This is a genomic window from Microtetraspora sp. AC03309 (genome assembly GCF_020826795.1).
Taxonomy (GTDB): Bacteria; Actinomycetota; Actinomycetes; order Streptosporangiales; family Streptosporangiaceae; genus Microtetraspora; species Microtetraspora glauca.
Map to the genome: position 1 here is coordinate 91,981 of NZ_JADDIL010000020.1, position 24,687 is coordinate 116,667.

The 24,687-nt window shown below is 70.3% G+C and carries 21 protein-coding genes and 3 tRNA genes; 13 read left to right on the top strand and 11 right to left on the bottom strand.

What is annotated here, in order from left to right; all coding sequences use genetic code 11:
- Window positions 1-89 precede the first annotated feature (89 nt).
- From IMZ11_RS14425 to IMZ11_RS14435, 3 genes are read left to right on the top strand one after another with little or no spacing between them, the layout of a single operon-like run.
- Window positions 90-1,694 (top strand): thiamine pyrophosphate-dependent enzyme, encoded by a 1,605-nt coding sequence (locus IMZ11_RS14425; protein WP_228641602.1) that lies wholly within the window; start codon window positions 90-92, stop codon window positions 1,692-1,694.
- Window positions 1,695-1,705: 11 nt separating this feature from the next.
- Window positions 1,706-1,843 carry a hypothetical protein gene (locus IMZ11_RS14430; protein WP_228641604.1) on the top strand — a complete coding sequence of 46 codons (138 nt, stop codon included), beginning with the start codon at window positions 1,706-1,708 and terminating at the stop codon, window positions 1,841-1,843.
- Between the two features lie 9 nt (window positions 1,844-1,852).
- On the top strand, window positions 1,853-3,037 hold the full coding sequence (locus tag IMZ11_RS14435) for an MFS transporter (protein ID WP_228641606.1): 1,185 nt from the start codon (window positions 1,853-1,855) through the stop codon (window positions 3,035-3,037).
- A 51-nt stretch (window positions 3,038-3,088) separates the two neighbouring features.
- Here the strand turns inward: IMZ11_RS14435 and IMZ11_RS14440 are convergent, their stop codons facing one another.
- From IMZ11_RS14440 to IMZ11_RS14450, 3 genes are all read right to left on the bottom strand, one after another.
- Window positions 3,089-3,628, bottom strand: a complete 540-nt coding sequence (locus tag IMZ11_RS14440) for a cysteine dioxygenase family protein (protein ID WP_061254997.1) — start codon at window positions 3,626-3,628, stop codon at window positions 3,089-3,091.
- Entirely contained in the window at window positions 3,625-4,680 is a 1,056-nt protein-coding gene (locus IMZ11_RS14445) for an amidohydrolase family protein (RefSeq protein WP_228641608.1), read from the bottom strand. Before IMZ11_RS14445 ends, IMZ11_RS14440 begins: the two co-directional genes overlap by 4 nt.
- A gap of 211 nt (window positions 4,681-4,891) precedes the next feature.
- Window positions 4,892-5,443, bottom strand: a complete 552-nt coding sequence (locus IMZ11_RS14450; RefSeq protein ID WP_228641610.1) for a TetR/AcrR family transcriptional regulator — start codon at window positions 5,441-5,443, stop codon at window positions 4,892-4,894.
- A 100-nt stretch (window positions 5,444-5,543) separates the two neighbouring features.
- Here IMZ11_RS14450 and IMZ11_RS14455 point away from each other — a divergent pair, with 100 nt between their 5' ends.
- Window positions 5,544-6,470, top strand: a complete 927-nt coding sequence (locus IMZ11_RS14455) for an LLM class F420-dependent oxidoreductase (protein WP_228641612.1) — start codon at window positions 5,544-5,546, stop codon at window positions 6,468-6,470.
- Between the two features lie 185 nt (window positions 6,471-6,655).
- Here IMZ11_RS14455 and IMZ11_RS14460 read toward each other — a convergent pair whose 3' ends face one another.
- The gene (locus tag IMZ11_RS14460; RefSeq protein WP_061254994.1) at window positions 6,656-7,030 is read right to left on the bottom strand and encodes a phage holin family protein; all 375 of its coding nucleotides are present in this window, start codon (window positions 7,028-7,030) and stop codon (window positions 6,656-6,658) included.
- Between the two features lie 183 nt (window positions 7,031-7,213).
- Between IMZ11_RS14460 and IMZ11_RS14465 the strand changes: the two genes are divergently transcribed.
- The 5 genes from IMZ11_RS14465 to IMZ11_RS14485 all read left to right on the top strand — a co-directional run bounded on the left by IMZ11_RS14465 (window position 7,214) and on the right by IMZ11_RS14485 (window position 11,824).
- Window positions 7,214-7,489: a hypothetical protein gene (locus IMZ11_RS14465; protein WP_061255231.1), complete on the top strand. Its 276-nt coding sequence runs from the start codon at window positions 7,214-7,216 to the stop codon at window positions 7,487-7,489.
- Between the two features lie 246 nt (window positions 7,490-7,735).
- Window positions 7,736-8,416, top strand: a complete 681-nt coding sequence (locus IMZ11_RS14470; protein WP_228641614.1) for a response regulator transcription factor — start codon at window positions 7,736-7,738, stop codon at window positions 8,414-8,416.
- Window positions 8,413-9,501: a cell wall metabolism sensor histidine kinase WalK gene (locus IMZ11_RS14475; protein ID WP_061254992.1), complete on the top strand. Its 1,089-nt coding sequence runs from the start codon at window positions 8,413-8,415 to the stop codon at window positions 9,499-9,501. Before IMZ11_RS14470 ends, IMZ11_RS14475 begins: the two co-directional genes overlap by 4 nt.
- A 1,530-nt stretch (window positions 9,502-11,031) precedes the next feature.
- Window positions 11,032-11,628, top strand: coding sequence for a hypothetical protein (locus IMZ11_RS14480; protein ID WP_228641616.1), 597 nt, complete (start codon window positions 11,032-11,034; stop codon window positions 11,626-11,628).
- Window positions 11,629-11,747: 119 nt separating this feature from the next.
- Window positions 11,748-11,824, top strand: a tRNA-Lys gene (locus IMZ11_RS14485).
- A 337-nt stretch (window positions 11,825-12,161) separates the two neighbouring features.
- Here the strand turns inward: IMZ11_RS14485 and IMZ11_RS14490 are convergent.
- The 6 genes from IMZ11_RS14490 to IMZ11_RS14515 form a co-directional block, all read right to left on the bottom strand.
- A tRNA-Pro gene (locus tag IMZ11_RS14490) sits at window positions 12,162-12,233 on the bottom strand.
- Window positions 12,234-12,253: 20 nt separating this feature from the next.
- Window positions 12,254-12,324: transfer RNA gene (locus tag IMZ11_RS14495), tRNA-Lys, on the bottom strand.
- A gap of 116 nt (window positions 12,325-12,440) precedes the next feature.
- On the bottom strand, window positions 12,441-13,853 hold the full coding sequence (locus IMZ11_RS14500; RefSeq protein ID WP_228641618.1) for a hypothetical protein: 1,413 nt from the start codon (window positions 13,851-13,853) through the stop codon (window positions 12,441-12,443).
- Window positions 13,854-13,993: 140 nt separating this feature from the next.
- The gene (locus IMZ11_RS14505; RefSeq protein WP_228641620.1) at window positions 13,994-15,241 is read right to left on the bottom strand and encodes an MFS transporter; all 1,248 of its coding nucleotides are present in this window, start codon (window positions 15,239-15,241) and stop codon (window positions 13,994-13,996) included.
- 331 nt (window positions 15,242-15,572) lie between these two features.
- Entirely contained in the window at window positions 15,573-16,310 is a 738-nt protein-coding gene (locus tag IMZ11_RS14510; RefSeq protein WP_228641623.1) for a lytic polysaccharide monooxygenase, read from the bottom strand.
- A gap of 208 nt (window positions 16,311-16,518) precedes the next feature.
- The gene (locus IMZ11_RS14515) at window positions 16,519-17,010 is read right to left on the bottom strand and encodes a cupin domain-containing protein (protein WP_228641625.1); all 492 of its coding nucleotides are present in this window, start codon (window positions 17,008-17,010) and stop codon (window positions 16,519-16,521) included.
- Window positions 17,011-17,067: 57 nt separating this feature from the next.
- On the opposite strand from IMZ11_RS14515, the gene IMZ11_RS14520 reads away from it, so the two are divergent.
- Window positions 17,068-17,733 (top strand): TetR/AcrR family transcriptional regulator, encoded by a 666-nt coding sequence (locus tag IMZ11_RS14520; RefSeq protein WP_228641626.1) that lies wholly within the window; start codon window positions 17,068-17,070, stop codon window positions 17,731-17,733.
- Between the two features lie 94 nt (window positions 17,734-17,827).
- Here IMZ11_RS14520 and IMZ11_RS14525 read toward each other — a convergent pair whose 3' ends face one another.
- Window positions 17,828-18,859 carry a YeiH family protein gene (locus tag IMZ11_RS14525; RefSeq protein WP_228641628.1) on the bottom strand — a complete coding sequence of 344 codons (1,032 nt, stop codon included), beginning with the start codon at window positions 18,857-18,859 and terminating at the stop codon, window positions 17,828-17,830.
- 109 nt (window positions 18,860-18,968) lie between these two features.
- Here IMZ11_RS14525 and IMZ11_RS14530 point away from each other — a divergent pair, with 109 nt between their 5' ends.
- From IMZ11_RS14530 to IMZ11_RS14540, 3 genes are all read left to right on the top strand, one after another.
- Window positions 18,969-19,895, top strand: a complete 927-nt coding sequence (locus IMZ11_RS14530; RefSeq protein ID WP_228641630.1) for a LysR family transcriptional regulator — start codon at window positions 18,969-18,971, stop codon at window positions 19,893-19,895.
- Window positions 19,896-20,516: 621 nt separating this feature from the next.
- Window positions 20,517-22,250 carry a choice-of-anchor P family protein gene (locus IMZ11_RS14535; RefSeq protein WP_228641632.1) on the top strand — a complete coding sequence of 578 codons (1,734 nt, stop codon included), beginning with the start codon at window positions 20,517-20,519 and terminating at the stop codon, window positions 22,248-22,250.
- Window positions 22,251-22,507: 257 nt separating this feature from the next.
- Window positions 22,508-24,283, top strand: coding sequence for an aldehyde ferredoxin oxidoreductase C-terminal domain-containing protein (locus tag IMZ11_RS14540; protein WP_228641634.1), 1,776 nt, complete (start codon window positions 22,508-22,510; stop codon window positions 24,281-24,283).
- The last annotated feature ends 404 nt before the right edge of the window (window positions 24,284-24,687 follow it).

Below are 24,687 nucleotides of genomic sequence, written 5' to 3' on the forward strand. Positions count from 1 at the left end.
GCTGCGCCCGACCCGGCGTCAGCGGATCGCACTCGCCGACTGTCTTGAGGATCACCGGCAGCTCTCCAACGCGCCAGAGGTGGGATTTCGTGACGTTTGTGACAGTCAGGGATGCGACGTTCGACGTACTGCGTCGTACGGGCATGACGACGATATTCAGCAATCCGGGGTCCACGGAGGTTCCGCTGCTGACCGGGCTGCCGGAGGACCTGGAGTTCGTGCTCGCCCTGCACGAGGGGTCCGTCGTCGGGATGGCGACCGGGTGGGCGCTCGCGCGTGAACGTCCGGCGCTCGCGCTGCTGCACACGACCGCCGGGCTCGGCAACGCGGTCGGCGCGATCGCGACGGCCCGGGTCAACCGCGCGCCCGTCGTGGTCGTCGTGGGCCAGCAGGACCGCAGGCATCTCGCGCTCGAACCCTTCCTGGCCGGGCGGCTCCACGGGCTGGCGGGGGACTACCCCGTCTGGGTGGACCAGCCGGCCCGCGCCCAGGACGTGCCGGGCGCGATCGCCCGCGCGAGCCACGAGGCGGTCACCGGCCGTGGCCCGGCGCTGGTGATCGTCCCGATGGACGACTGGTCGGCGGAGTGGGACGGCACGGTCGTCGCGGCCCCGCAGGTCGTCGCGCGGCCGGTCGCCGTGGACGACGGCGATCTCGCGCCGCTCGTCGCGCTGCTGGAGGGCGCCGCGTCGCCGGTCATCGTCACCGGTTCGGGCGCGGACTCGCCGCGAGCCTGGAAGGGGCTGGTCGCGCTCGCCGAGCGGCTCGGCTGCCCGGTGTGGCAGGAGTCCTTCGGAGCGAGGGCGGGCTTCCCCCAGGACCATCCGCTGTTCGCCGGGATCCTGCCCGCCGGCCGTGCCGGGCTGCGCGGCGCGCTCGGGAGGCACGACGCCGTCCTGGCCGTCGGCGCCCCGGTCTTCCGCCAGTATCCGTACGAGCCGGGGCCGCTGGTCGAGCCGGGCACCCGCGTCGCGATCGTGAGCGACGACCCCGCCGAGGTGCACCGCAGCCCTGCCGAACTGGCCTTCCTGGCCGACCCCGGCAGCGTCGCCGGGCGGCTCGCCGCGCTGCTTCCCGGACGTACGGGCGAGGGGGCCACCGGGCGGCCGGTTCCGCCGCCCGCTCCCGGGCCGGGCGAGCCGCTGCGGGCGGCCCATGTCATGCACGAACTCGCCGTACGGCTCCCGCCGGACGCGGTCGTGGTGGAGGAGACGCCGTCGTCCCGGCCGGATCTGCACCGGTTGATGCCGGCCCGGCGGCCGCTGGGGTTCCTCTCAGCGGCGATGGGCGGGCTGGGGTTCGCCCTTCCCGCGGCGGTGGGGGTGCGCATGGCCGCGCCGAACCGGCCGGTCGTGGCGGTCACGGGGGACGGCTCGGCCATCTACGGGATCCAGGCGTTGTGGAGCGCGGCGCACTATGGGGTCGGCGCGCTTTTCGTCGTGCTGGCGAACGGCAGATATGCGGTCATGGACCGCCTGGCGGAGAAGAACGGTGCGGGAAAGGCGCCGTGGCCGGCGTTCACCGAGGTCAGTTTGTCGGCGATGGCCCGATCGTTCGGTTGCCCCGCGACGCGGGTGGACTCCCATCACGAACTCGTGGGAATCCTCGACGACATCGTCCCCGAACTCGGTTCGCGTACGGAGCCGCTCCTTCTAGAAACAACGGTCATTCCTGATCTCGAATTCCACCCTTAGGAGGATTTTTCGTGTCCTTCGTGGGCGCAAAGATCTGGACGGGATCGGGAGCCGACCGGGCGAGTCGGGCGAGCCGGGCGAGCACCGTGGTGGTCACGCAGACCCCGTGCGTGACCACGCGGGGCGACATCACCGGGCACCTGTTCTAACATTCGGCCGTGAACCGGGGAACCGACGGCGAGCCCGGCCGGATGCTGCTGATCGTGGGGTTCGTTCTCGCGGCGCTGAACCTCCGGCCCGCACTCGCGGGCGTGTCGCCGCTGCTCAGCGACATCATGGGCGACCTCGGGCTGAACGCGGCGGCGGGCGGCGCCATCACCACCGTCATGGTGGTCTGCCTCGGCCTGCTCGCGCCGCTGGCGCCCGCGCTCGCCGGGCGGATCGGGCTGGACCGCACGCTTCTCGTCGGCCTGCTCATCCTCGCCGCCGGAGTCGCCGTGCGCAGTGTGGACGGCCTCGTCGCCCTGTACGGCGGAGCCGCCCTCGCCGGCACGGCCATCGCGATCATGAACGTCGCCATGCCGGCGATCGTCAAGCAGCACTTCCCGTCACGGGTCGGGCCCTACACCGCGGTTTACGTGTCCTGCCTGGTGGCCGGGGCCGCGGGAGCGTCGGCGGTGATGGTCCCGCTGGCCCGCGAGTTCGGCTGGCGGGCCGCGGCCGCATCGGCGGCCGTGCTCGCGATCGTCGCCGCCGTGCTCTGGACGCCGCAGGCGCTGCGCCGGCCGCCGGCGACGTACGGCAAGGGCGGGCGCCGGCCGTACCGGACCCTGCTGGGCAGCAGGATGACCTGGTTCGTCATGGCGTTCATGGGCCTGCAGTCGTTGACGTTCTACATCATGCTGGCGTGGCTGCCCACGATCTTCCAGGACGCGGGACTCCCGGCGGACCAGGCCGGATACCTTCTGGGGCTGACGAACCTGGCCCAGATAGCGGCGACGCTCACCGTGCCCGTGCACGCGGGTGGCGCCCCATCGCAGGTGCCGCACGTCGTGGGGGCGGCGGCTCTCACCATCGCCGGATATGCCGGGGTCCTGCTGGCTCCCGCGACATTGCCGTGGCTGTGGATGATCATTCTGGGGGTGGGCCAGGGCGCCTCCATCGCACTGGCCCTGCTGATCATCGCGCTGCGTGCGCCGGACCCGGCTTCGGTGACCGCGCTATCGGCGGTCGCGCAGTCGAGCGGCTACGTGCTGGCCGCGGTCGGCCCGCTCCTCTTCGGCCTGCTGCACCAGCTTTCCGGTGACTGGACGCTTCCGCTGCTCGCGGGGCTCGGCGCGTGCGCCCTCCAGCTCCTGTTCGGCTGCCTCGCCGGGCGCCCCGCGCCCGCGCCCGCGGGCTGAGCCGGGACGCGGGCACGGCGGCAGGACGGGGTCAGGCCGGGACGGGAACGCTCACGCCGGGTCGAGCGGACGCAGCTCGTCGGCGTAGCTGACGGACAGCCGGCGCATCATCCCGTCGTCGCCGATGGAGTACTGCCCCAGACGCCACAGGGGCGGCGAGTAGGCGTGGATCGACACGCTGCCGTGCTCCACGCCGGTCAGCCGGTGGATGTGGTCCGGCCCGAACGAGAACGAGTCGCCCGCCGTGACGGTCGTCTCCAGGTGCAGGCCGCCGATCCTGGGGTTGGACTCCTTGAGGGTGCCGTTCACCACGCGGACCGCGCCCGAGGAGATGTCGTGGTCGTGCCAGCCCGTGTCGTCCTCCGGGCGCCAGCACAGCAGCCACACGTCCACGTGCGAGTCGCGATGGAGCGAGGCGTAGTGGCGCCCGCCGTCCTCGGCCCCGTCGAAGTTGAGGTGCTCCTCCCACAGCTCCGGCCGGGCGGCGAGGTCGTTGACGAGGGTCGCCAGCTCGCGGCGGTCCAGCGCGCGGGCGGGCAGCCGCTCGTACGGAGCGTCGCTCTCGGTGACCTGGACTGTGGGCGTGCTCATGACTGCGGCTCCTTTCGTGACGGCGTGTGCGGGTGTGCTCGTGTCGTTGTGTGCGGCTGTGTCTCTGAGTACGACTGTGTCTCTGTGTACGGCTGTGACGTCCTGAGCTGCTGTGACGTCGTGCGTGATGGTGACGGTGACGGCTCGGGTGGGGGCGACGGCTTGTGGTGCGACCGCGCCTGGAGCAGCCGGACGGCGTTGGCATGGCCGATGGCGTGGCGTGCGGCGTCGCCGAAGTCCAGGGACGGGGCCTCGGCGTAGGGCTGGTCGGAGCCGTTGACCACGACGTCGATGCCGAGCTCGCGGATCACCGCGTCGATGGCGCGCGACCCGTACGACGACGTCTCGACGAACGCGCCGGGGTCCACCCGTCCGCGCCCGGGGGCGCCCCGGTTCGTCGCGCGCTCGGAGTGGAGCGGCGCCAGCCCGGCGAGCAGGGCGAAGCAGATCTTCAGGTCGGGATGGCGGGGCCGCCCCACGGCCTGGAAGGCGTACCAGGACGCGTGCATCTGCTGCGCGTACGGCACGACCGCCGCCCACCAGGCGGGACTTCCGGAAGGGACCGCGGCGGGCCCGGGGTGCACGAAAAGGGGAAGTCCGCGCTCCGCGAGCACGTCGAGCAGCGGGGCGGCCGCCGTGAATCCCGCGGCGTCCCGCAGCGCGGTGGCCGGGAGCTGGAGCCCGGCGAAGCCCTGGTCGAGGGTGTGCGACAGCCGTACGGGGTCGATGTCCGTCACCGGGGCGGCGGCCCAGGCGCGGAAGGGAGCGGGCAGTTCCGCGGCTCCCGCGTGATAGGCGTCGATCAGCGGCCACGCCTCGTCCGGTGGCAGGTGCTCGATCCCGAGCGGGCTGGACAGGGAGACCAGGGCGAGGTCGAGTCCCGCGGCCCGCGACGCCCGGACGGCGAGGTCGTGGTCGTCCGGATCCACCTCGTACGGCGGCTCGCCGTCCAGGAGGAGGGTCCAACCGTCGAGACGGGGTGGCGCCGAACGGCGGCGCAGAGCGTCGAGGAACGACGGCGTCCATAGATGCTGGTGCACGTCGATGCTCATCGTCACCCCCGGGTTATCGGTATTCCCTACTCATAATAAGGGTTATTCGGCGCGGGGGCGACCAGGGGTGGGCTGTGCCGGCCGACACGATGGCGGGCGAAGTCCCACTTCGGCCGTGGCGTGGGCGATCCGACCGCCGGCCGGCCTCGTCGGCGTCCGCGTCATCGTGCCGCGCCCGGTCGAACGTGCGGGCTCGCCCCGATGGAGTGACTCAGGCGGGGGTCGGGCGCCGGGTGGCGCCGGGCGCCGTGAGGCCGTCGAGGATCACCGTGGTCAGGTGGTCGTCCGCGCGCGCCCCGGGACGGCAGACGGCCACGTTGAGCAGGCCGATGACCTCGCTCGGCGGGATGTCGCGACGCATCGTCCCCTCCTCCTGCGCCTGTTCCGCGATCCGGGTGAACAGGGTGTCGAGGTCCTGTCGCAGCCTCACCAGTTCGGGGTGGGCCGACGGGGCGTCGGACAGCGACTTGGTCAAGGCCAGCGGCAGCCCGGAGCAGTGCGCCACGATGAGCAGCAGGGCTTGCCACGCCGACGCGGTCCGCTCGATCGTGGCCTGGCCGAACGTGAGCAGCCGCCGGAGCACGTCGGCGGCGATGTCCTCCACCAGTGCCTGCCGATCGGGGAAGTGCCGGTAGAGCGTGCCGACGCCGAGCCCGGCGCTCCTGGCGATCTCTTCCATCGACACGCCTGTTCCCCGCTCCGCGAACAACCTGAGAGCGGTGGCGACGATGAGTTGCTGGTTGCGCCGCGCGTCGGCTCGCACAGAACCGCCTCTCCAGACAGCAGAACAATCGGAACGCACGGTTCATGTTAATGTCGGCCCTGCATCGGAAGGTGAACATCCGGTTCAGGTTAGGAGCGCCATGAAGACAGGGCTGTACATCGGCGGCGGCGGGTCGACCGTGGACGGGACGGTCGCGCAGGTGCGCGCCGCGGCCGAGGCGGGGCTGGACAGCGTCTTCCTCAGCCAGCTCACCTCATGGGACGCCCTCACGCTGCTGGCCGTCATCGGTCAGCGGGTCCCCGGGATCGAGTTGGGGACCGCGGTGGTGCAGACCTATCCCCGGCACCCGCTCGCGCTGGCGGGTCAGGCACTCACAACGCAGGCGGTCACGGGCAACCGGCTCACCCTCGGGATCGGGCCGAGCCATCGCCAGATCATCGAGGGACAGTTCGGTCACTCCTACGACCGTCCCGCCCGGCACGTCCGGGAGTACCTGTCGGCACTTCAGCCCCTGCTGCGCGGCGAACAGGTCGAGTACCGGGGCCAGACGCTCACCGCGGTGGGGCAGGTCGAGGTACCCGGCACGAAACCGCCCTCCGTGCTGGTCTCCGCGCTCGGCCCGGTCATGCTGCGCATCGCCGCCGAACTCGCCGACGGCACGGTGACCGTGTGGACGGGCCCGGAAGCCATCGCCGACTACGTCCAGCCGACGATCACCCGCGCCGCGGCGGAGGCGGGACGGCCGGCGCCCCGGATCGTGGCGTCGGTGATGGTCAGCGTCACCGACGATCCGGACGGGGCCAGGCGGCGGGTCGCCCAGACGGTGGGGTTCGCCGCCCAGTTCGCCAGCTATCGGTCGATGCTGGACCGCCAGGGCAAGTCCGGTGTACACGAGACGGTCGTCGCAGGGGACGAATCCACCCTGGCGCGAGCGATCCGGCAGTACGCGGAAGCCGGAGCGACGGAGCTGCTCGTGAGTCCGTTCGGCAGCGAGAGTGAACAGGCCCGTACCATCCGGGTTCTCGCCTCCCTCCGAACCGGTTCGACGGTGCCGAACCAGGCGTGATCTCGCGTGTGAGTGAGGGCCGTCGTCCTCGCTATCGGGCGAAGAGGCAGCGGATGCCTCCCGGCGCCACCCGGCCGTGACGGCGCGGGGCGGCCGGGAACGAGACGGCCGCGCCGCCCGGTGACCGAGGTCGGTCGAGGGCGACGCGGCGCGGGGACGCCCCGGAAGGCGTGGACAGCGTGCCGTCAGTCGTTGACGCGGAGGATCAGCTCCAGGATCCAGCTGATCACGCCGATCAGGAGCGCGCCCCAGAAGGCGGCCATGAAGCCGTCGACATGGAACGGCAGGTCGAGCTGCTCGGACGCCCAGCCGGTGAGCAGCAGCAGGGCGGCGTTGACCACCAGCGCGAAGAGGCCGAACGTGAGCACGTAGAACGCGCAACCCACGAACTTGATGATCGGCTTGATGACCGCGTTCACCAGGCCGAAGATCAGCGCGACCGCGAGCAGTGTGCCGATCTGTTTGGAGGTGGTGTCTGCGGTGAGCACGATGCCGTCCACCAGCTTGGTGGACGCCCACAGCGCCGCCGCGACGATCAGAATCTTGATGATGACCTTCACGTAACGGAGTCTTCCATGCCAGAGCACAGCATGGGCATGTCCGGGTTCCGGTAAAAAATCCGCTCCGGGCGTCGGCGGCGTGTCGGTCCGGTCCTCCACCGAAAGGGATTGTCCGTTTCTCATCGGACAACTTGCATTAATTGCCCCATCTCCGGGGAAAGCACCTCGATGGGGGTGGGGAGGATGGACGTGGAAGAGCTTGAGCTGCTGTCCGCACGGGAGTTGCACGACCGCGCCGTCCGCTATGCCGTACGGCACGGTGACCTCGGGTTTCTCTGGCGCCTGCTGAAAGTGATCCCCGCGGCCGAGGCCGCCAGCGGGGAACGTGAGGAGACGGCCAACGATCTCAGCCGGGTGTCCGCGCTGCTCAGTGATGCCATGGCGGCCGGGGAGGGCCATCTCGGCGAAGCGTTGCGCCCGGTCTACATCGAGTATCTCGCTCAGCATCCCGACGCCTGAGCACGCGGCGGCCGCGAGAGATCCCGACGCCTGAGCACTCGCGGCGGCCGCGAGAGATCCCGGCGTGTGAAGACCGCGGCGCCACGATCCGGGCGTATCCCGGCGTGTGCGATCCGGACGTCTGCGGACGCACGGAGTGGGGGACGCACGCACGGGAAACGCTCGGCACAGGCCGGATAGCGCAAGTTATCGCGAGATATTGCCGGAGTTCAGGACACTCTCAGATTTCCGGGTCATGATGGCGCCGTGGCCGAGACACGCGTGCTCGTCGTGGACGACGAACCGGAAGTGCGCAACGCGGTGTCCCGCGCGCTCCGGGTGGAGGGATATCAGGTCGCGGGAGCCTCCGACGGTGTGACCGCGCTGGCGTCGATCACCGGAAGCCCGCCCGACCTGGTCGTTCTCGACGTGATGATGCCCCAGATGGACGGCCTGGAGGTCTGCAGGAGACTCCGTGAGGCCGGCGACCGCACGCCGGTGCTCATGCTGACGGCTCTCGGCGGCATCGGTGACCGGGTCACGGGCCTCGACGCGGGAGCCGACGACTACCTCGCCAAACCGTTCGCGCTGGAGGAACTGTTCGCGCGGGTGCGCGCGCTGCTCCGCCGTACGGCACCGGCCGGGCCGGTGACCCGCTACGCGGATCTGGCGATCATGCCGGACAGCAGGCAAGCGCGGCGCGGTACGCGGGTCATCGACCTGACCAGGACAGAGTTCGCGCTGCTCGACCTACTCATCTGCAACGGAGGCCAGGTGCTCACCCGCGAGGTCATTCTCGAACGCATCTGGGGCTACGAGTTCACGCCGGGTTCCAACTCCCTGGAGGTCTACATTCGCTATCTGCGGAGAAAGACCGAAGCGGGTGGGGAACCGAGATTGATCCAGACCGTGCACGGCCTCGGTTACACGCTGAGGGAGCAGGCATGAAGCTCCGCTGGCGGCTCGCCCTCGCCTCGGCGATGACCGCCGCGATCAGCGTGATCGTGGTGATCGTCGCCGCGTACCTCATCACGTGCCGGAGGGTCGAGAGCGCGCTCGGGCACTACGAGGCGTATCCCGACCGCCCGCCGCCCGGGGTGCTGGCCAGCCTCGGGGATGTGGACGATCTCGGCTGGCCGTTCCTCGCGGTCGCCTTCGGCGGCCTTCTCCTGTCCGGGGCGCTCGGGTGGCTCGCCGCGCATACCGCTCTGCGCCCGGTGGGCATCCTGAAGGACGCGGCCGAGCGGGTCGCCTCCACGCGCGACCTCACCACGCGGATCGAGGTCGCCAAAGACGACGAGCTGGGCAGCCTGGCCCGCAGTTTCAACACCATGCTGGACGCGCTGGAACGCTCCGCCCGAGCGCAGAAACGGCTCGTCGCCGACGCCTCCCATGAGCTGCGAACGCCCCTGACCGCGCTGCGCACGAATGTCGAGCTGCTGATCAGGGGCGGGCCCGACCAGGAGGACCACGACGAGATCAGCAGGGCGGCGATGGCCGGCATGGAGGAGTTGACCGTACTGATCTCCGACGTGGTCGAGCTGGCCAGGGACGAGGAGCCGGCCGCACTGGTCGAGGATGTGCGCCTCGACGAGATCGTCACGCGGGAGGTGTCGCGGGCGTCGGCCCACTGGCCGTCCATGTCGTACCAGGTCTCGGTCGAGCCGGCGGTGGTGCGCGGTGTGTCCGACCGGCTGTCCCGGGCGGTCGCCAACCTGCTGGACAACGCGGGCAAGTACGGTCCGCCCGGGGGAGCGGTCGAGGTGTCCCAGACCGGGGGCGTGGTCACCGTACGCGATCACGGGAAGGGAATCGCGGCCGAGGACCTCCCGCATGTCTTCGACCGGTTCTACCGCGCGCCGGGCGCACGGGCCATGCCCGGCTCCGGACTGGGGCTCGCCATCGTGCGCCAGGTCGTGGACAGCCATGGAGGCAGCGTCGCCGCGAGCGCCGCGCCCGGCGGAGGCACGCTCGTCCGGCTCGACCTCCCTCTCCACGAACGGCAGGCCGACCTGGACGAAGCCCTGAGGTGATCCGCCGAGCCGGTGGGCCATGGGGCACGCGTCGGACCGTCGGTAGGAGGCCCCCTTTCGCAGGGGACGCGATGCCGGAAGCATGAGGGATGACCCTCGGGCGTCGTTTCCGTATGACGAAGGTTGGTCGTGCCGTTCGTGGTCCGGGGGCCCGGACCAAGGGCTAATGCCCACCCGTACATGACCCGTTCGTGGTGCGCCCCTCGCTAATGTAGAAGCAGGTCAAGGGGGCTGTGGCTCCTACACGAGAGCTTTTGCCGATAAGGACGCGGAGGGGGAACCGCGTCCGGACAGCGGGAACCGCCGGTGCCTTTGGGGAGGGTATCCCAGGCGGACCGCTTTGAGTCGGGGCCGGACAGTTGGGGGACTGTCCGGCCCCGACGCATGTCCGGGCGAAGGTCGGCACGAACCACCCGGCGTCTGTCTTCGGCTCGCTGCTGTCCTTCGATCCCAAACGTCTGGGCAGTTCCTCCCAGACGCCCCTGATGCCTCCGAGATGTCTCGCAGGCGCTGGCTTCAGGACCTGCCGACAGCCCGCCGCCAGCGGGTGGCCTTCACCCTGCTCCCGCCTCCAGCGGGTGTGCTTCACCCCTGTCCCCGCCTCCAGCAGGGATCCTTCGGTCTTCCCGCCGACTTCCGGCCGCTGGCCCTCGATCCGGCCTCCTGCTCCAGGCGCCTCCCTCTGCCGTCGGCCGCTGTCTTTCGGGCACCTTCTTCTGGGTGCTGTCATGGGCGATGAGATGCGTCCGAAGCCCGTCTGCCGCACGTCTCGTTTCCTGCGAGGCCGCTCAGGCGGGCTTTTCTCATGCCCGATTCGCGTATCCGGCAGGTTTCTTGTGTATCCCGCGTATCCCGCGTATCCCGCGTATCCCGGTACCTAAACGAATCGTGCGTATCGCTCGTATCGCTGATATCGCCTGTCTCTCGGGTATCCCTTGTCCCGCGTATCCCAGTGGCCGCCGCGGGCGGATGCCCGCCCGGACGGCGTGGGAGTTTCCGGTGGCTCTACCAGGGCGTTCCGTGGCAGGGATCCGCTATGCATGGTTTTTGCCTGTCGGAAGGCGTTTCGCCGCATCCGTTCTTTGCCGTACCCGGTCTGCGCTTTGCCGAGCTTCTCGCGGGAAGTCCTGTGCCTGCGCGGTTTTTCGCACGCGTACGTGACCCAAGGCAGATCGTTTTTAGCTGAAGTGGTAGATCTTTTGCACTTTCTGGGTGATTTCGTTTGCTTTGTCATGTCTTGGTGTGTAGTGTCCGTATTGCTGCCGACCGGTGGCTGGACTTTCCAGGAGAGGAGATCTTCGCGGGAGACCCCCGCTTGACCTCCGGATCCGGGTCCTCACGGCCCGTACGTCCGATACGTCCCATCGACCCCCAGTCGATGAGTACAGCGCACTGAATGTGCATCTCAGTGGCGATCGACATTTCTCGACCCGCTCCGCGCCCCGTGCCCGGCCCGCCCTTGACCTCGCAGGCCTGATACACGACGCACGCGGCCGTCCCCTGTCGTCTCACGAAAGATCCCAATTCTTCATGAACACGCTGTTTGGCCTGCGTAACAACCGGAAGCTGACCGCTCTCACCGCCGTCGCCGGCGCCGCCTTCATCGGCGTCAGCGCGTTCGGTGCCACCGCGGCCAGCGCGGCTCCCGCCTCCGAAACCGCGATCACGACCGCTCACACCTCCCAGGTCGCCCAGGCTCCCGAGATCAAGGAGCAGGCGCTCCTCCGGGGCAGCACCAAGGGCTCGTACTTCTGGGACGACGCCTCCGGCCGTCAGGGCGACACCGGTATGCCGGCCATCGGCAAGCCGATGCAGAAGGGCCTCTTCTCCAGCCCCAGCTGGCCTCTCGGTACCGAGGGCTACGTCGTCTACAAGGGCAAGAAGGCCAAGTTCTTCATCGGTGACCGCGGCCCCGGCATCCCCTCCGAGCGCGGCGTCATGCTCGACATCGATGGCAAGACCTTCGCCGAGCTCACCGGCGGCAAGTGGAACACCAACACGCTGACCGTCGAGAGCAACGGTGGCGCGGGCCACATCGAGATCGACTATGTCGTCACCAAGTGGGGCGACGGTCCCGGCGCGAAGGGCGCGCCCCTCCCCTTCTCGTCCGGTGCCTGGAGGAGCTGAGCGAACCCCGCTCGCGCCCTCCCCTGAGGCTCGACACTCCTCCCTGGGCCGGGGTCCAGGGAGGTGGTGACGAATGTGCGTGACGCCTCCGAGACTGCTAAGGTTACGAGCGTTCGCAGGCGCCGCTAGCTCAGTTGGTTAGAGCAGCTGACTCTTAATCAGCGGGTCCGGGGTTCGAGTCCCTGGCGGCGCACCAGCGAGAAACCCAGGTCGGTGTCACTGACCTGGGTTTTCTTCATTTGGCGAGCAATCCAACGGGCACTCGCCCGCTGCCATGATCATGCTGGTTGTTCCGAGGCCGCTCGCCTGTCGTGATCTTGTTTCAATCATGATCGCGATGTGGTGTCGATCCGCCCTCGGCGGAGATCCATTGCGGCTGCCAGAGTGAAGCCGACCGGGGCTCCTCCCTGCCACGGACAGAGCCGGACTTCCACCAGCCACTGATTTCGACACGAATGCCCTCGTCGATCGTGCCCACGTGTTTGCCCGAGACAAGAAGTGACGCGACTGGAACCGGGATGTCTGTTGGAGGGCCTCATTGACCGGGCTCGAACCGGCGTCCACCCGGTCCCGAGCCAGGCGCTCTACCTCTGAGCTACAACGAGGCCACGTCCATCATCTACGGCACCGCCGACCGGGCTCGAACCGGCGTCCACCCGGTTAAGAGCCAGGCGTTCTACCACTGAACTACGGCGGATTCCGCCCAGTATGCTCCATGCCGCCCGAGGGCGCCACAGAATAGCGGCGTCGCCGGCCGGGCCCGAACCCCGCGTTTCTTCGACCCGAAGCCCGGATACGGCAGCGCCGCCGGCCTAGCCTTCCGGAAAGTCGATCGTGGGCAGATCGCTGACGACCACTCCGGAGGCCAGCCCGTGGCCGGCGTCGGCGGCCAGTTCGGGCTTCACACTCCTGCCGCTGAACACCCCGGCACGCCGGAGCAGGGCCGCCCACACCGGGTCGGCGATGCTCACTCCGTGCACCAGTTCGGGCGTCGGCCGGTACACCGCCACCCCACGTCGAGCCGCGGGCGCGGTCCACCCCGACCGCGCCGGGTCCAGCCCGGCCGTACGGCAGGCCGCCTCCACGTCGGCGCGAGTGCAGCGCGCGGTGCCGTCCAGCACCTCCCAGGGCAGCGGCAGCGCCGCCCACACCGCGGTGTTCGGATCGACGCCCCCGCCGGTGCCGCGATGCCAGGCGGCCAGATCGGCGGCCATCAGCCGCATCACCTTGCCCGGACAGGCCACCTCCAGCAGGTCAAGCGCGTCCAATGACGCCAGGCAGGCCAACCAGCCGGCCCTGGCCGCGTTGTAGGCGACCGCCAGGTTGTTCCACGTGGTGGAGTCGTCGCCGCGCCGTACGATCATCGTGGTGCGGTCGGTGCCGGGGTTCCAGCGGGCGCGCAGCACGTCGGCGCCGTGCCGCATGGCCGCCGACCACTGACCCAGCAGCCGCCCACGCTCCTCGTCGGTCAGGCGTCCCAGGACCTCGGGAGTCGCCCATACCTGGGCGATCATCCACCAGTCGCTCTCGGCCGTACAGCGGTCGAGCAGGACCTGGGCGATCTCGTCGAACGGGTTGTCCCGCCCGGCCAGGCTGAACTCCCGGCGCGTCTTGCGCCGCGCGGTGTAGTACGCCACGAAGCACGCGGCGTCGGCGTCGGCGGTGAACTGCTCCAGCGGGATGTCGGCGCCGAAGCCGGTGACACCCACCATGAGCAGGCGCCGCTTGTCCTGCTCGGTGCTCAGCGTGCCCGCCTTGGCGGCGACCCGGCGCAACATCCTGAACCGGCGGTTGTACTGCCGCTTGGACAGATCCATGCCCGCCGCCGCCCGGGAGTCCCGGTTGAGCCGGTCGGCCAGGAAGTCACTGCGCTCCGGCGTCCACCGGATCTCGCGCCCCATGGTCGCCGCGAACTCCAGCAGCGATTCCGGGTCGTCGGGGTCGACCTCCACCTGCCGGTCGAACAGGCGGTTCGCCGCCGCGACCTGCCGGGCACCGCCGACCGGCCTGGCGTAATCAGCGGACATCGAGGAGAACCAGCCCTCGCGGCGGGAGGAATGCGTGGCCGCGCGCTCCAGCACCACACGCTCACGCCGCGACAACCGCTTGTCCAGTGCCCGCAGCACCAGGTCGGCGACATCCTCGGGCCGGTACCGCCGATCCAGCGAACCGTGCAACTCGGCGAGGATCTCCTGACGGGACCGGTCTCCCTTACGGAACGTCATGGCACCATGATCCCGGCTGGTTCGATGCGACTGCGACTAGATTTCTCCGGTTGCTGCTATTTATTAGTGGGTTTGCCGCAGAAGGCCGGTTTGCGAGAAAGCAGCGGAAGAGCGTCGCCTGATGCCGGGCCGCCTTCGGGTCAAGCGCTGCCGGTGGGTTCCGCGACGACATGGGCTTCCCTGCCACGGGCCGCCCATGAGACGACCATGGGAGCCAGGACGCCCATGGCCGCGAAGGCGATTCCCAGAGCGAGCCAGCCGAGGGGGCCGCCCTCGATGCAGAGAGCGGTCAGCAGCGCCGGAGCGACGGCCATGGAAACTCCCACGCCGAGCTCGAACATTCCCTGGTACTCGCCGTGCGCATGTTCTGGAGCCAGGCTGTACGGAAGCTCGAAAGCGGCGCTCGCGTGCCAGAGTTCGCCCATGGTGTGCACCGCGACCGCGAGGACCAGCACGATCAGTGCCGCCGTCGACGGCAATGCCGAGGCCGCCGCGATGGTGACGGTCGACAGCAGGAAGACCGACCCCGCCCGGCGTAGCGCGACCGCGGAGGAAGCGGGATTCGTGACACCACGGCTCATCCGAACCTGCAGCGCGGCGACGAGGACCGTATTGATCAGTAGGGCTCCACCGGCCATCCAGCGCGGTGCCTCGGTCTGGCTGACGATCCAGATCGGCAGCGCCACGATCAGGACGCCGTATTCCAGCATCATGAACGAGTTCAGCGCGGTGATCGCCGCGAAACCGCGGTCGCGGAACACCGCGAGCCTTCTCGCCGCAGCGGGCGCGGGCAGCGGCGGATAGTAAGGAAGGCGCCACATCAGGGCGGCGGCGGTGATGTACGTGGCCGCGTTGATCAGCACCAGCGTGATGTAGGCGGCCTGGGTGTCCAGTTGGATCGCCAGGGCGGAGACGAGCGCCCCGAGAGCCGTCGCGACGTTTCCGAACGCCCGGAACTGCGCGCGCAGCGCGACGCGGTTCGCGCCGCCCACACGCGCGATCACGACGCCTCGCACCGCTCGGCCGCCGTGCTCGGCGATGGCGCTCACGCCGACCAGCAGAAAGAGCAGCGCGTACGCCCGCAGCACGGTGAGCGAGACGAGACCGGCCATGCAGACGCCCTCACAGAGCAAGAGCGTCGCCGCTATCCCTCGCGGCCCCCATCGGTCGGCCAGACGTCCGGCCGGGATACCCGCGCCGAGTGCGATCAGGCCGGCGACCGTCAGCACGATGCCGACCTGGACCACCGGCAGGCCGACGACACGGCTCAGGAACAGCAGCCCCGCGGGCGCGTACATCCCGTTGCCCATGCTGTTGATGAAGAACACGAACGCGAGGCGGCGCGGTGCCCCTCGCTCAGGCAGCATGGCCGCGAACCAGCGCTTCATAAGCTCGGTCCGGCGTGCTTCACGCCCAGCGTGAAGTGAACGCTCACCTCTGCCACCCGTTCGGATGATGTTCGAAGAGGACGCTCAAAGTCCGCACAGGCAGCGACATTAACGGCGTATCCAGACTCCGTAAAGTCTGAATGTCAACTCCGTCGAATATTCGGACGCGGCATACCGCGATGACCCCCCACGCCGGTGCACGAACACGTGAGAATCGACCACGCCGACGGGGCGAACGCACCGGTCAAAGGAGGAGTCCGACCCGGGTTTCCGGTGGGTCTCCTGAGGCCGGTCCCCCACCCCAGAGGAGGGACGGGGGACCGGCGGAGGGTCAGCTCAGCCGCTGCCACAGCGCGGGTACGTTCGGCGGCTCCCAGCCGGTGAGGGCGGTGTGCGCCTGGAGGCACCGGTAGCTCACGCCGCCGTAGGTGACCTGGTCACCGGCCGCGTACGCCGTGCCGGCGGCCCAGGTTCCGGCCGGGGTGCTCGGGCTCGACGACGGGCTGGGGCTCGGGCTCCGCGTCGGGCTCGGGCTGGGGCTCGGGCTGGGGTCGGTGCCCCCGCCGACCTGCAGGTCGATGCAGGAGTAGAAGGCGTTCGGGGTGTCGGCGATGTTCCAGATCGCGAGAACCTTCTGCCTGCCGGTCCGCCCACCCAGGTCCACGTTGTGCGAGACCGTGGCGCCGGGCTGGCGTCCCTGGTCGTTGAACACCGCGATCCGGGTGCCGCCGATGTAGTACTCCCACGTGCTGGTGGCGTGGCGGGCGGTCAGCACCCAGTTGAACGTGAGGCTGTTCCCGACGCTCGTGGCCGGCCACGCCTTGCTCTCGTCGTCGAGCTGGGCGAAGCGGGCGTTGCCACCGCTGCACGATCGCAGGCCCTTCGGGCCTTCGACGCTCTGCGGCTCGTAGATGATCTCGCCGCAGTTCGCGACGCGACCCTGGGCGCACATGGCCTGCCTGCTCGGCGGCGACGACACGTAGCCGTGGGCCAGAGCCGGAGAGGCCATGAACAGCGTGGCCCCGGCGGCGACGATCGCCGTCGAGATGAAGATGACCGCTTTTCGCATGTCACACTCCTTCATGCTGGGGGGATAGCCACAACATAAAGGAAACTTTCTTAACAGTAAATGTCCTGGCAACCCGATTTACCGAAGGTTGTCGGACGCGTGCGGGTCCCCGGGAGTCGTCGAACGGTCCAAAGGAGGTGGGCCCCGTGCGCGCGTTCACCGCCCGGCAAGGGGGGCGTGTCGGGGCCCGATGCGGAGCGGTCGCCGGTCAGGCGGCAGGGGGAGGGCCGAGGATCTCGATCGCGTGCTGCGCCGCCGCGTGGCCGAGGGCGACGGGGTCGACCGGCGAGGGATCCGGCAACCGCCGTTCACCGGCGGGCCCGCCCACGGTGGCGGCGAACCGTTCGAACCCGGATGGCGTGGTGATCTGCAGGGTCCGCAGCGGCTCCTCCGGGCCGACGACGAAGGTGTGCGCCAGCCCCACGGGAAGGAGTACGAAATCGCCGGGCCCCGCCGGGAAGACCTCCCCGTCGCAGTGGAACCGCGCGGTGCCGGACAGGACGTAGAACAGCTCGTCCTCCTCCAGATGCCGGTGGAGGGGCGGTGCGAAGCCGGCCGGGTTCACGAACTCCGCGACGGTGAGACGGCCGCGGGTCTCGGCTCCGGTCGCCTTGACGGTGACGAGGCTGCCGAGGAACCACAACGCCTCGCCGTCGGCCTCGCCGCGGACGTACGGGCGGACCTTCGTGCTCTCTGTCATGGTCGCCAACTTTCCAGTAGACGATGGTTTAATGAATATAACGCTAGTATGCACAGCATGGTCAAGGAACGCGGCCAGAAAAGGCAGTACCGCTCGACGCTCCGTCAGGACAGTGCGCAGCGCACGCGCCGGGCGATCGTCGTCGCCGCCGGGGAGCTGTTCGTCGCGCACGGCTATGTGGCCACCTCGCTCGCGGACGTGGCCGCCGTCGCGGGGGTCTCCCGGCCCACCGTCTTCGCCGCCTTCGGCTCCAAGGCGGCACTGCTGCGCCAGGTGCTCGACGAGGCGCTCGCGGGTGACGACGCCCCCGTCGCGGTGGCCGACCGCCCGTGGTTCAAACCGGTCTGGGACGCGTCGGGCCCGTCCGCCGTCCTGCGGGCGTACGCGCAGGTGTGCACGCTGATCGGCGGCAGGGCGGCGGCGATCTTCGAGACCGTTCGCCGGGCGGCCGACGCGGCGCCCGAGGTCGCGGAGCTGTGGACCACTCTGCAGAGCAACCGTCGGGCGGGGGCGCGCATGGTGGTCGAGCACGCGCGTTCCCTGGGCTCCCTGCGCGCCGAACTGGACGAGGAGCGCGCGATCGACGTTCTGTGGCTACTCAACGATCCCGCCCACTACAGCGCGCTGGTGGAGCGGTGTGGATGGTCGGCGGAGTCCTTCCGGGACTGGCTGGCGAGCGCCATGTGCCACGCCCTGCTTCCCGAGCCCGCCGGTACGGACTGACGCCCTCGGCCCGCCGTACGGCGCGGACCTTCGGTTCGGCGGGACGACCACCGTCGCCGAGGTCGGTCACCGGGCCGACAGGCAGGCGCGGCTGTCAGAGGGCGATCAGGACCCCGGCGTAGGCCAGCACGCCGATGAGGAGCCACGACGCGAACCCCAGGGCCAGCGCCCGGAGGCCGGTACGCCGCAGGGAGCCGAGGTGGACGCCCGTGCCCAGGCCGAACATCGCCGCGGCGAGCAGCCACGTGTCGATGGTCTTGATCGCGTCGAGGGGCGCCGAAGGCAGCAGGCCGGTGCTCCGTACGGCGACCATGGCGAGGAATCCGACCACGAACAGCGGCACGATCGGCGGGCGCCGGGCGCCCGCGACCGCGGTGCCCGCCCGGCGGCGCGCGACGCCGACTCCGGCGAGGAGAGGGGCCAGCAGCGCGACCCGGGTCAGCTTGACGACCACGGCCGCGCTGAGTGCGCCGGGAACGGCCGCGGCCGTGGCGACGACCTGGGAGACCTCGTGGACGCTCGCGCCGGCCCACGCCCCGAACGTACGCGGGTCGAGGCCGAGCGGCACCCGCAGCAGCGGCAACACGACGATCGCGAGCGTGCCGCAGATGGTCACCAGGCCGATGCCGGTGGCGACGTCCTCCTCGTCGCTGTCGGACACGCTGTTCATCGCGGCGATCGCCGCCGCGCCGCAGACGGCGGAACCTGTGGCGATGAGCAGCGCCTGCCCGGACGGCACCCCCATCCGCGCGCCCAGCCATCGGGTGCCGAGGAACGTCGCCACGGTGACGACCACGACGGCGCCGAGCATCGGGGCGCCCAGCCCGAGCACGTCCGACACGGCCAGTTGGAGGCCGAGCAGGACGACCCCGGCCCGAAGGACCTGCTTGGCCGCGAACCGCGTGCCGGCGAGGGCGGCGGGCCGGATCACTCCCGCGTTGGCGGCGGCGACCCCGAGGAGGATCGCGCCGGTGAGCGTTCCGACCGCCGGGACGATCCGGTTGAGCAGCACGGCGAGCACGACGCCGGCCACGGTGAGCGCGAGTCCCGGCAGCAGCGGCGCGACCCGTGAGCCGATCCTCGGCGCGAGCGGGAGCCGCCGCGAGCCGATCGCCCGGGATGTCATCCGTTGTTCGGTGATCAACTTTCCTCCAGCCTCGACGTGCTCACCACGTTTCCGTTCGGGGTGACCGCTCGCTAGCCGGAAGATGACGACGAGTCCATAGAATGTTTCTATGAGGTTGAACCGCTGGCCCGACCTGGAGGCGCTCGCCCTGCTGGTCACGGTGAGCGAGCTCGGCGGCGTCGGCCGGGCCGCCCGCCAGCACGGCATCTCCCAGCCGTCCGCGAGCAGCCGCCTGCGGACCCTGGAACGCCGGCTGGGTGTGCAGGTGCTCCAGCGCCTTCCCGTGGGGTCGCGGCTGACCGCCGAAGGCCAGATGGTGGTCGACTGGGCCCGGGACGTCCTCGGCGCCGCCGACGCCCTGATGGCCGGTGTCACCGCGATGCGCCGCGAGCGCGGCGCCGCACTCCCGGTGGCCGCGAGCATGACCGTCGCCGAATACCTGGTGCCCGGCTGGCTCATCGGCCTGCGTCCGATCGAGCCGGACGTCACCGTCGGACTCCAGGTCGTGAACTCGGCGCGGGTCGCCGAGCTCGTGCTGGCCGGTGAGGCGGAGATCGGCTTCGTCGAGGGGCCGTCGTTGCCGGTCGGCCTCGCCTCACGTCTGGTGGGACGGGATCGGCTGGTGGTCGTGGTCGCCCCCGGGCATCCGTGGGCCCGCCGCCGCACGCCGCTGCGTCCCCGTGAGCTGGCGGCCACGCCGCTGATCGTCCGCGAGCCCGGGTCGGGGACGCGGATCACGTTCGAGACGGTGATGGAACGGTACGGACCGCTCGCCGAGCCACTGCTCGAACTCGGCTCGAACTCCGCGGTGAAGGTCGCGCTCGCCTCCGGCGCCGGACCGGCGGTGCTGAGTGAACTCGCGGTCGCCGACGAACTGGCCGACGGGAGGCTGCTGGCGGTGCCTCCGGAAGGTGTCGATCTCCAGAGGAGGTTGCGGGCGGTCTGGATCGAGGGACGGCGCCTGGACGGCCCGGCGAGGTCGCTGCTCACCCTCGCGACACGTTCCGGGGCCGCGCGCCGCGTGACCGGATCCTGAGCCGGTCCGGCAGGCCCGGCTTCTGCCGCTTGTCATGGCCCGCCGGTCTTCTGGCTCTTCGACGGTATTTCCCGTCAAGAGTGAAGAGCCGGTTTTCTTGGGGAACACGGATATATTTCGCTGTTTGCTTGGATATGTGAGCGGCGTCTTGCTGTGCGCCTGACGGCCGCCGCGTACCCCCGTTCGGAATATTTCGAAGAATCGTGGCACGATCGTGCGGCGGACGAAATCTTGGTCCGGTGCCCGCCGGTTGTTTCCGGGCCCGGCGGGCGCCGTCGAAGAGGTGGCTGAGGCCACCCATACTCATGCATCGGGCGTTATATCTGCACTTCGGGGCGTAGTTGACTGATCTGTGTGGCGTGGTTAACGCGTTTTGTGCTGTTTCGTTAATTCGAATTGATTGACACGTTCGGCGGAGTGGCCGATTAGTTGGCGACCATCTGTTGACAGCGCGTCACGGGCAGGTCATTTTTGCCTGAGGAAGGCATCGATCATTCGGCGAATTCGCCCGGAATGCGAAACGACGGCTCGGCCGTACGGCCTGACACGGCCTTTCGTGTGGCGTTCGTTTCGATGTCGTTCCGCCCTTCACGGAGGCTCGATGCTGGAAGGAACTCTTTGGTGAACGACTCGTACGCGCGTGGGCGCGGTTCCCGTGCGATAAGGCGGGTGCTGGCCGGCTCGGCTGCGCTCGCCCTCTCCTCGGTGTTGACGGCGGTGGTTCAGAGCGGCACCGCTACGGCGGCGGCGCCCGCCTCTCTCAGAGCGCCGCAGGCGCCGAAGGTGGTGTTCGCCGAGAACTTCGAGAGAGGCCAGCGGGCCACACCCATCCTGGTGACCGGGTACACCGGGGCGGCGCCGGTCAACCAGACCTACACCGCCGATCCGGCCTGGCTGACGGCCTGCAACGGCTGGATCACCTCCCTCCAGAACCCGGGCGTGCCACCGCAGAACTCCGGATGCGGCGGCTGGTGGCAGTCCGCGCAGCAGATGGCCGGCGCACTCGGTAAATGGTCCGGTGGCGACGCGGCGAAGAACCACGCGGTCACGGCCTACACCAACGGCGATCCCGGCGCGAACAAGACGCAGCTGGAGACGAGGAAGCCCGTCGACATCGGCGCCACCGGCCGGTTCCTGACGCTCTCCGTCGACGTCGCGGAGGTCAACTGCCATGCCAACCACGCGAAGCTCGGGTTCTACCTGCTCGACGGATCGACGGCGGTGCCCACCTCCACGACGCCCATCCAGCCGTGCGCCCAGCCGGGCGGCGTGGTGGACGGGATCCCGGTGGGCACCTACACCAGCGACAGTCCCGCACTGTTCCGCGGGTCCACCGTGGGCCTGCGGCTGGTCAACTTCCAGGGCAGCGGGTACGGCAACGACGCCGCGTACGACAACGTCCGCGTCCTGGACGTCACCCCGCAGCTCGACGTCGCCTACAGCCCGGGGCAGGCGGAGGCGGGGAAGCCCGTGACCCTGACGTTCACGATCACGAACACGAGCGAGCTGGCCGAGAAGAAGGGTTGGTCGTTCACCGAGAAGCTTCCCGACGGGTTCACCCCGGTCGGCACCACCCCGGTGACCGACTGCTCGATCGCCGCGGTGCGGGTGGGGGACGGGCAGGTCAAGGTGACCGGAACGCTCGACGCCGGCAAGGTGTCCTGTACCGTCGCGGTCGAGGTGACCTCTGAGCGTGCGGGCACGTACACCACCTGCGCCGCGGACCTGGTGGAGAGCACCGGAGTGAACCTGCCCGGCTGTGCCGGCGTGCGGTTCCTCCCACACCCGCTGGTGTTCGACGCGCACGCCTACGGCGGCCGCCTCAGCGCGCCGCTGATCCGAGTCGCGCCGCTCGTGCCCTCCGACCTGACCTGCACCCCCACGGCCGGAAGCGACGAGCACAAGCTTGTGAACGGACGGCTGGGCCAGGTCGGCTCGGTGGGCGTCATCACCACCAGCGCGACCGGGAAGGTCGACCCGTCGGGGCTGCGCACCGCCACCGCCTCCGCCACGACCGCCCGGATCCGCCTGCTCGGCGGCGCCGTCACGGCGGACGAGATCGTCGCCGTCGCCCGGGCCCGGAACGACGAGTCGGGGCGCGTGACCGCCGACTCGCAGGTGAACTTCGCCAACCTGAGGGTCAACGGCGTCCGGATCACCAAGCTGAAGGCCAACCTCACCATCGACATTCCGCGTGTGGGCAAGGTCGTGATCAACGAGGTGACGCGTACAGGTGGGGGCGCCGGCATCGCGGTCAACGCCATCCACGTCCACGCGCCAGGTGATGTGGACGTCGTCGTGGGTCACGCGCGGGCCGGGCTCACCGAGCCGGGGAAGCCTTGCCCCGTCGTGTGACTGATCCACTGACCGATCCACCGGGTTGAGGGGCCCGGCGGCGCCCGTCGCGCCGCCGGGCCTTCGTCGTGCTGCCGGCCGAGTCGGCCGCGCGGCTCAGGGGGATGCGCAGGGCAGGGAGCAGATCAGGGGGGATGCGCAGTGTCAGGGGGCGGTGCCGGCCAAGGGGGACGCGCGCTGCCCCGGCGGAAATGGTGCGAGATTTGAGTAGTTTGTCTGGCGCCGATTCCCTCCCTCCCGCTTGAGGAGCGCCTCCTATGCCCTTCGTCGTGGACCTGGCCGCCGGAACCGTCGAGCGTGAGGACCGGTCGGCGGAGACCGGCCACTTCGGCGGTTCCATCCTCGGCCTCCGGTTGCTTGCCGAGCGCACCCCCGCCCGGCTGGCGCCGTACGATCCCCGGGCCCTGCTGTACGTCGCGGCCGGGATCCTCGGCGGCGCGCCGGGACCGGGACTCGCCAAGACGGTCTTCCTGGCGAAGTCGCCGCTGACCGGAGTGGCCGGGGAGGCGCACGCGCTCGGCCCGTTCGCGGCCGGCCTGCGCGCCGCCGGCGCCACGGCACTGGCGATCACCGGAAGGGCACGGCGGCTCTCCTACCTGCTGATCGAGGGCGGGGAGGTCACCTGCCACGACGCGGAGGACCTGCGCGGACTCGGCACGGCCGCGACGACGGACGCCCTGCGCGCCCGCCACGGCGCGGGCGCCCACGTGGCGGCGATCGGCCCGGCGGGGGAGAACCTGGTCAGGTACGCGAGCGTGGTGACCGACCACGCCTACCCCGCCGCGCGGTACGGGCTGGGCGCGGTCTTCGGCGCCAAGAACCTCAAAGCCGTGGTCTGCGTGGGAGACGCCCCCGTGTCCGTCGCCGACCCGGACGCGCTGGCCGGGCTGACCGCGTACTACCGGGACGCGCTGGCCGCCAACCCGCTCGCCGCGCTCCAGCACGGTGAGCCCGGATTCGCCGGGTGGGCCGGTGACGTGCCCGATCCCGGTTACCTCGCGGTGCGGAACTTCTCCGTCACCGGTGAGAGCGGCCTGGCGGTGCCCGAGCCCGGGGCCTTCGGCGTACGGGTCGTGGCCACGAGGGGTGGCTGTCCCGGTTGCCCCAACGACTGCCTCAAGACGTACGGCCCGCCCGCGTCGCCGGTGCGCGGATCCGGCGGGCTGGGTCAGGAGGCGTTCCCGTCGCTCGGCTGGAACCTGGGCATCGACGATCTCGACGCGGTGCTCGACGCCAACGCGCTCTGCAACGACCTCGGCCTCGACCAGGTCTCCCTCGGAGGGACGCTGGCGTTCGCGATGGAGTGCGCCGCTCGCGGCCTGCTTCCCGGAGGGCCCGCCTTCGGTGACGCGGCGGCGCTTCCCGGCCTGATCCGGGACGTCGCCACGCGCGGCGGGGCCTTCGGCGACCTGCTCGCGGAAGGGTCCGCGCGCGCCGCGCGCCTGATCGGCCAGGAGGCGTTGCCGTACGTGATGGCGGTCAAGGGCGCGGAGGTGCCGTGCTTCGACCCACGGGTCCAGCCGGGGCTCGGGCTCGGCTACGCCGCCGCCCCGAACGGGCCGCGTTACGACGCGCTGGAGCACGACCTGGACTTCGATCCCGCGCTCGGCCTGCCGTACTGCTTTCCGGAGGCGGCGCGCGTCGGGGTCGCACCCGAGACGGCCGGGGTCCTGGACGCGGAGCGAGGGCGCCGCACGGCGCGGCTGCTGCGGCTGTGGAGCGCCCTGGACGCGCTGAACATCTGTGTCTTCGCGAGCACTCCCACCAGGCCGTTGACGCTCGATCATCTGGCGTCGCTGGTCAGGGCCGTCGCCGGGGTGGAGTTCACCGTGGGCGACCTGCTCGACGCGGGGCGGCGCAGGCTCGACCTGATGCGCGCCTACGCGATCAGGGAGGAGGGCGGCCCGGACGAACTGCCCGCCCGTTTCCACGACGAACCGGTCGCGGCGGGCCGGCACGCGGGCGCGGTGCTGCCGCGCGCCTCGTTCGCCGAGGCGCGCACGGCGTTCTACGAGGAACTGGGCTGGCACTGAGAACTGGGCTGGCACTGAGAACTGGGCTGGCACTGAGAACTGGGCTGGCACTGACGAGAACCCGCTCCGGCATGCCGGGACCCGGCCAGACACCTGCCGGGCGCCGCGCACCTGGCGATCACCGTCGAGGACGCCCGGTCCGAGTACGCCCGGCTGTCGGCGGCCGGGTCGGTTCGTCCCACCGCCCAACGAGATCACCGCGGGGAGCAACAAGGCCGGGTACGCCTGCTACTTCCTGGACCCGGACGAGATCACCCTGGAGCTCGTCCAGCCCAGCTTCTGAGCGAGGCACGGCCACGGCCCGGGATGCGGCCTTCAGGCTGTCTCGGGCTGTCTTGGGCTGTCTCGGGCGCTGCCAGGGTTCTGTTGACACCCCAATACGGCCGGTCTAGCTTGTGCACGCT

What these genes read in the sequence shown, in the direction of transcription:
- IMZ11_RS14475 (WP_061254992.1), top strand. Translation starts at nt 8,413, where the DNA reads ATGAAGCTCCGCTGGCGGCTCGCCCTCGCCTCGGCGATGACCGCCGCG.
- IMZ11_RS14440 (WP_061254997.1), bottom strand. Translation starts at nt 3,628, where the DNA reads ATGAGCACGCCCACAGTCCAGGTCACCGAGAGCGACGCTCCGTACGAG.
- IMZ11_RS14505 (WP_228641620.1), bottom strand. Translation starts at nt 15,241, where the DNA reads ATGAAGCGCTGGTTCGCGGCCATGCTGCCTGAGCGAGGGGCACCGCGC.
- IMZ11_RS14515 (WP_228641625.1), bottom strand. Translation starts at nt 17,010, where the DNA reads ATGACAGAGAGCACGAAGGTCCGCCCGTACGTCCGCGGCGAGGCCGAC.
- IMZ11_RS14445 (WP_228641608.1), bottom strand. Translation starts at nt 4,680, where the DNA reads ATGAGCATCGACGTGCACCAGCATCTATGGACGCCGTCGTTCCTCGAC.
- IMZ11_RS14520 (WP_228641626.1), top strand. Translation starts at nt 17,068, where the DNA reads ATGGTCAAGGAACGCGGCCAGAAAAGGCAGTACCGCTCGACGCTCCGT.
- IMZ11_RS14480 (WP_228641616.1), top strand. Translation starts at nt 11,032, where the DNA reads ATGAACACGCTGTTTGGCCTGCGTAACAACCGGAAGCTGACCGCTCTC.
- IMZ11_RS14525 (WP_228641628.1), bottom strand. Translation starts at nt 18,859, where the DNA reads ATGACATCCCGGGCGATCGGCTCGCGGCGGCTCCCGCTCGCGCCGAGG.
- IMZ11_RS14510 (WP_228641623.1), bottom strand. Translation starts at nt 16,310, where the DNA reads ATGCGAAAAGCGGTCATCTTCATCTCGACGGCGATCGTCGCCGCCGGG.
- IMZ11_RS14540 (WP_228641634.1), top strand. Translation starts at nt 22,508, where the DNA reads ATGCCCTTCGTCGTGGACCTGGCCGCCGGAACCGTCGAGCGTGAGGAC.
- IMZ11_RS14465 (WP_061255231.1), top strand. Translation starts at nt 7,214, where the DNA reads ATGGACGTGGAAGAGCTTGAGCTGCTGTCCGCACGGGAGTTGCACGAC.
- IMZ11_RS14530 (WP_228641630.1), top strand. Translation starts at nt 18,969, where the DNA reads ATGAGGTTGAACCGCTGGCCCGACCTGGAGGCGCTCGCCCTGCTGGTC.
- IMZ11_RS14500 (WP_228641618.1), bottom strand. Translation starts at nt 13,853, where the DNA reads ATGACGTTCCGTAAGGGAGACCGGTCCCGTCAGGAGATCCTCGCCGAG.
- IMZ11_RS14455 (WP_228641612.1), top strand. Translation starts at nt 5,544, where the DNA reads ATGAAGACAGGGCTGTACATCGGCGGCGGCGGGTCGACCGTGGACGGG.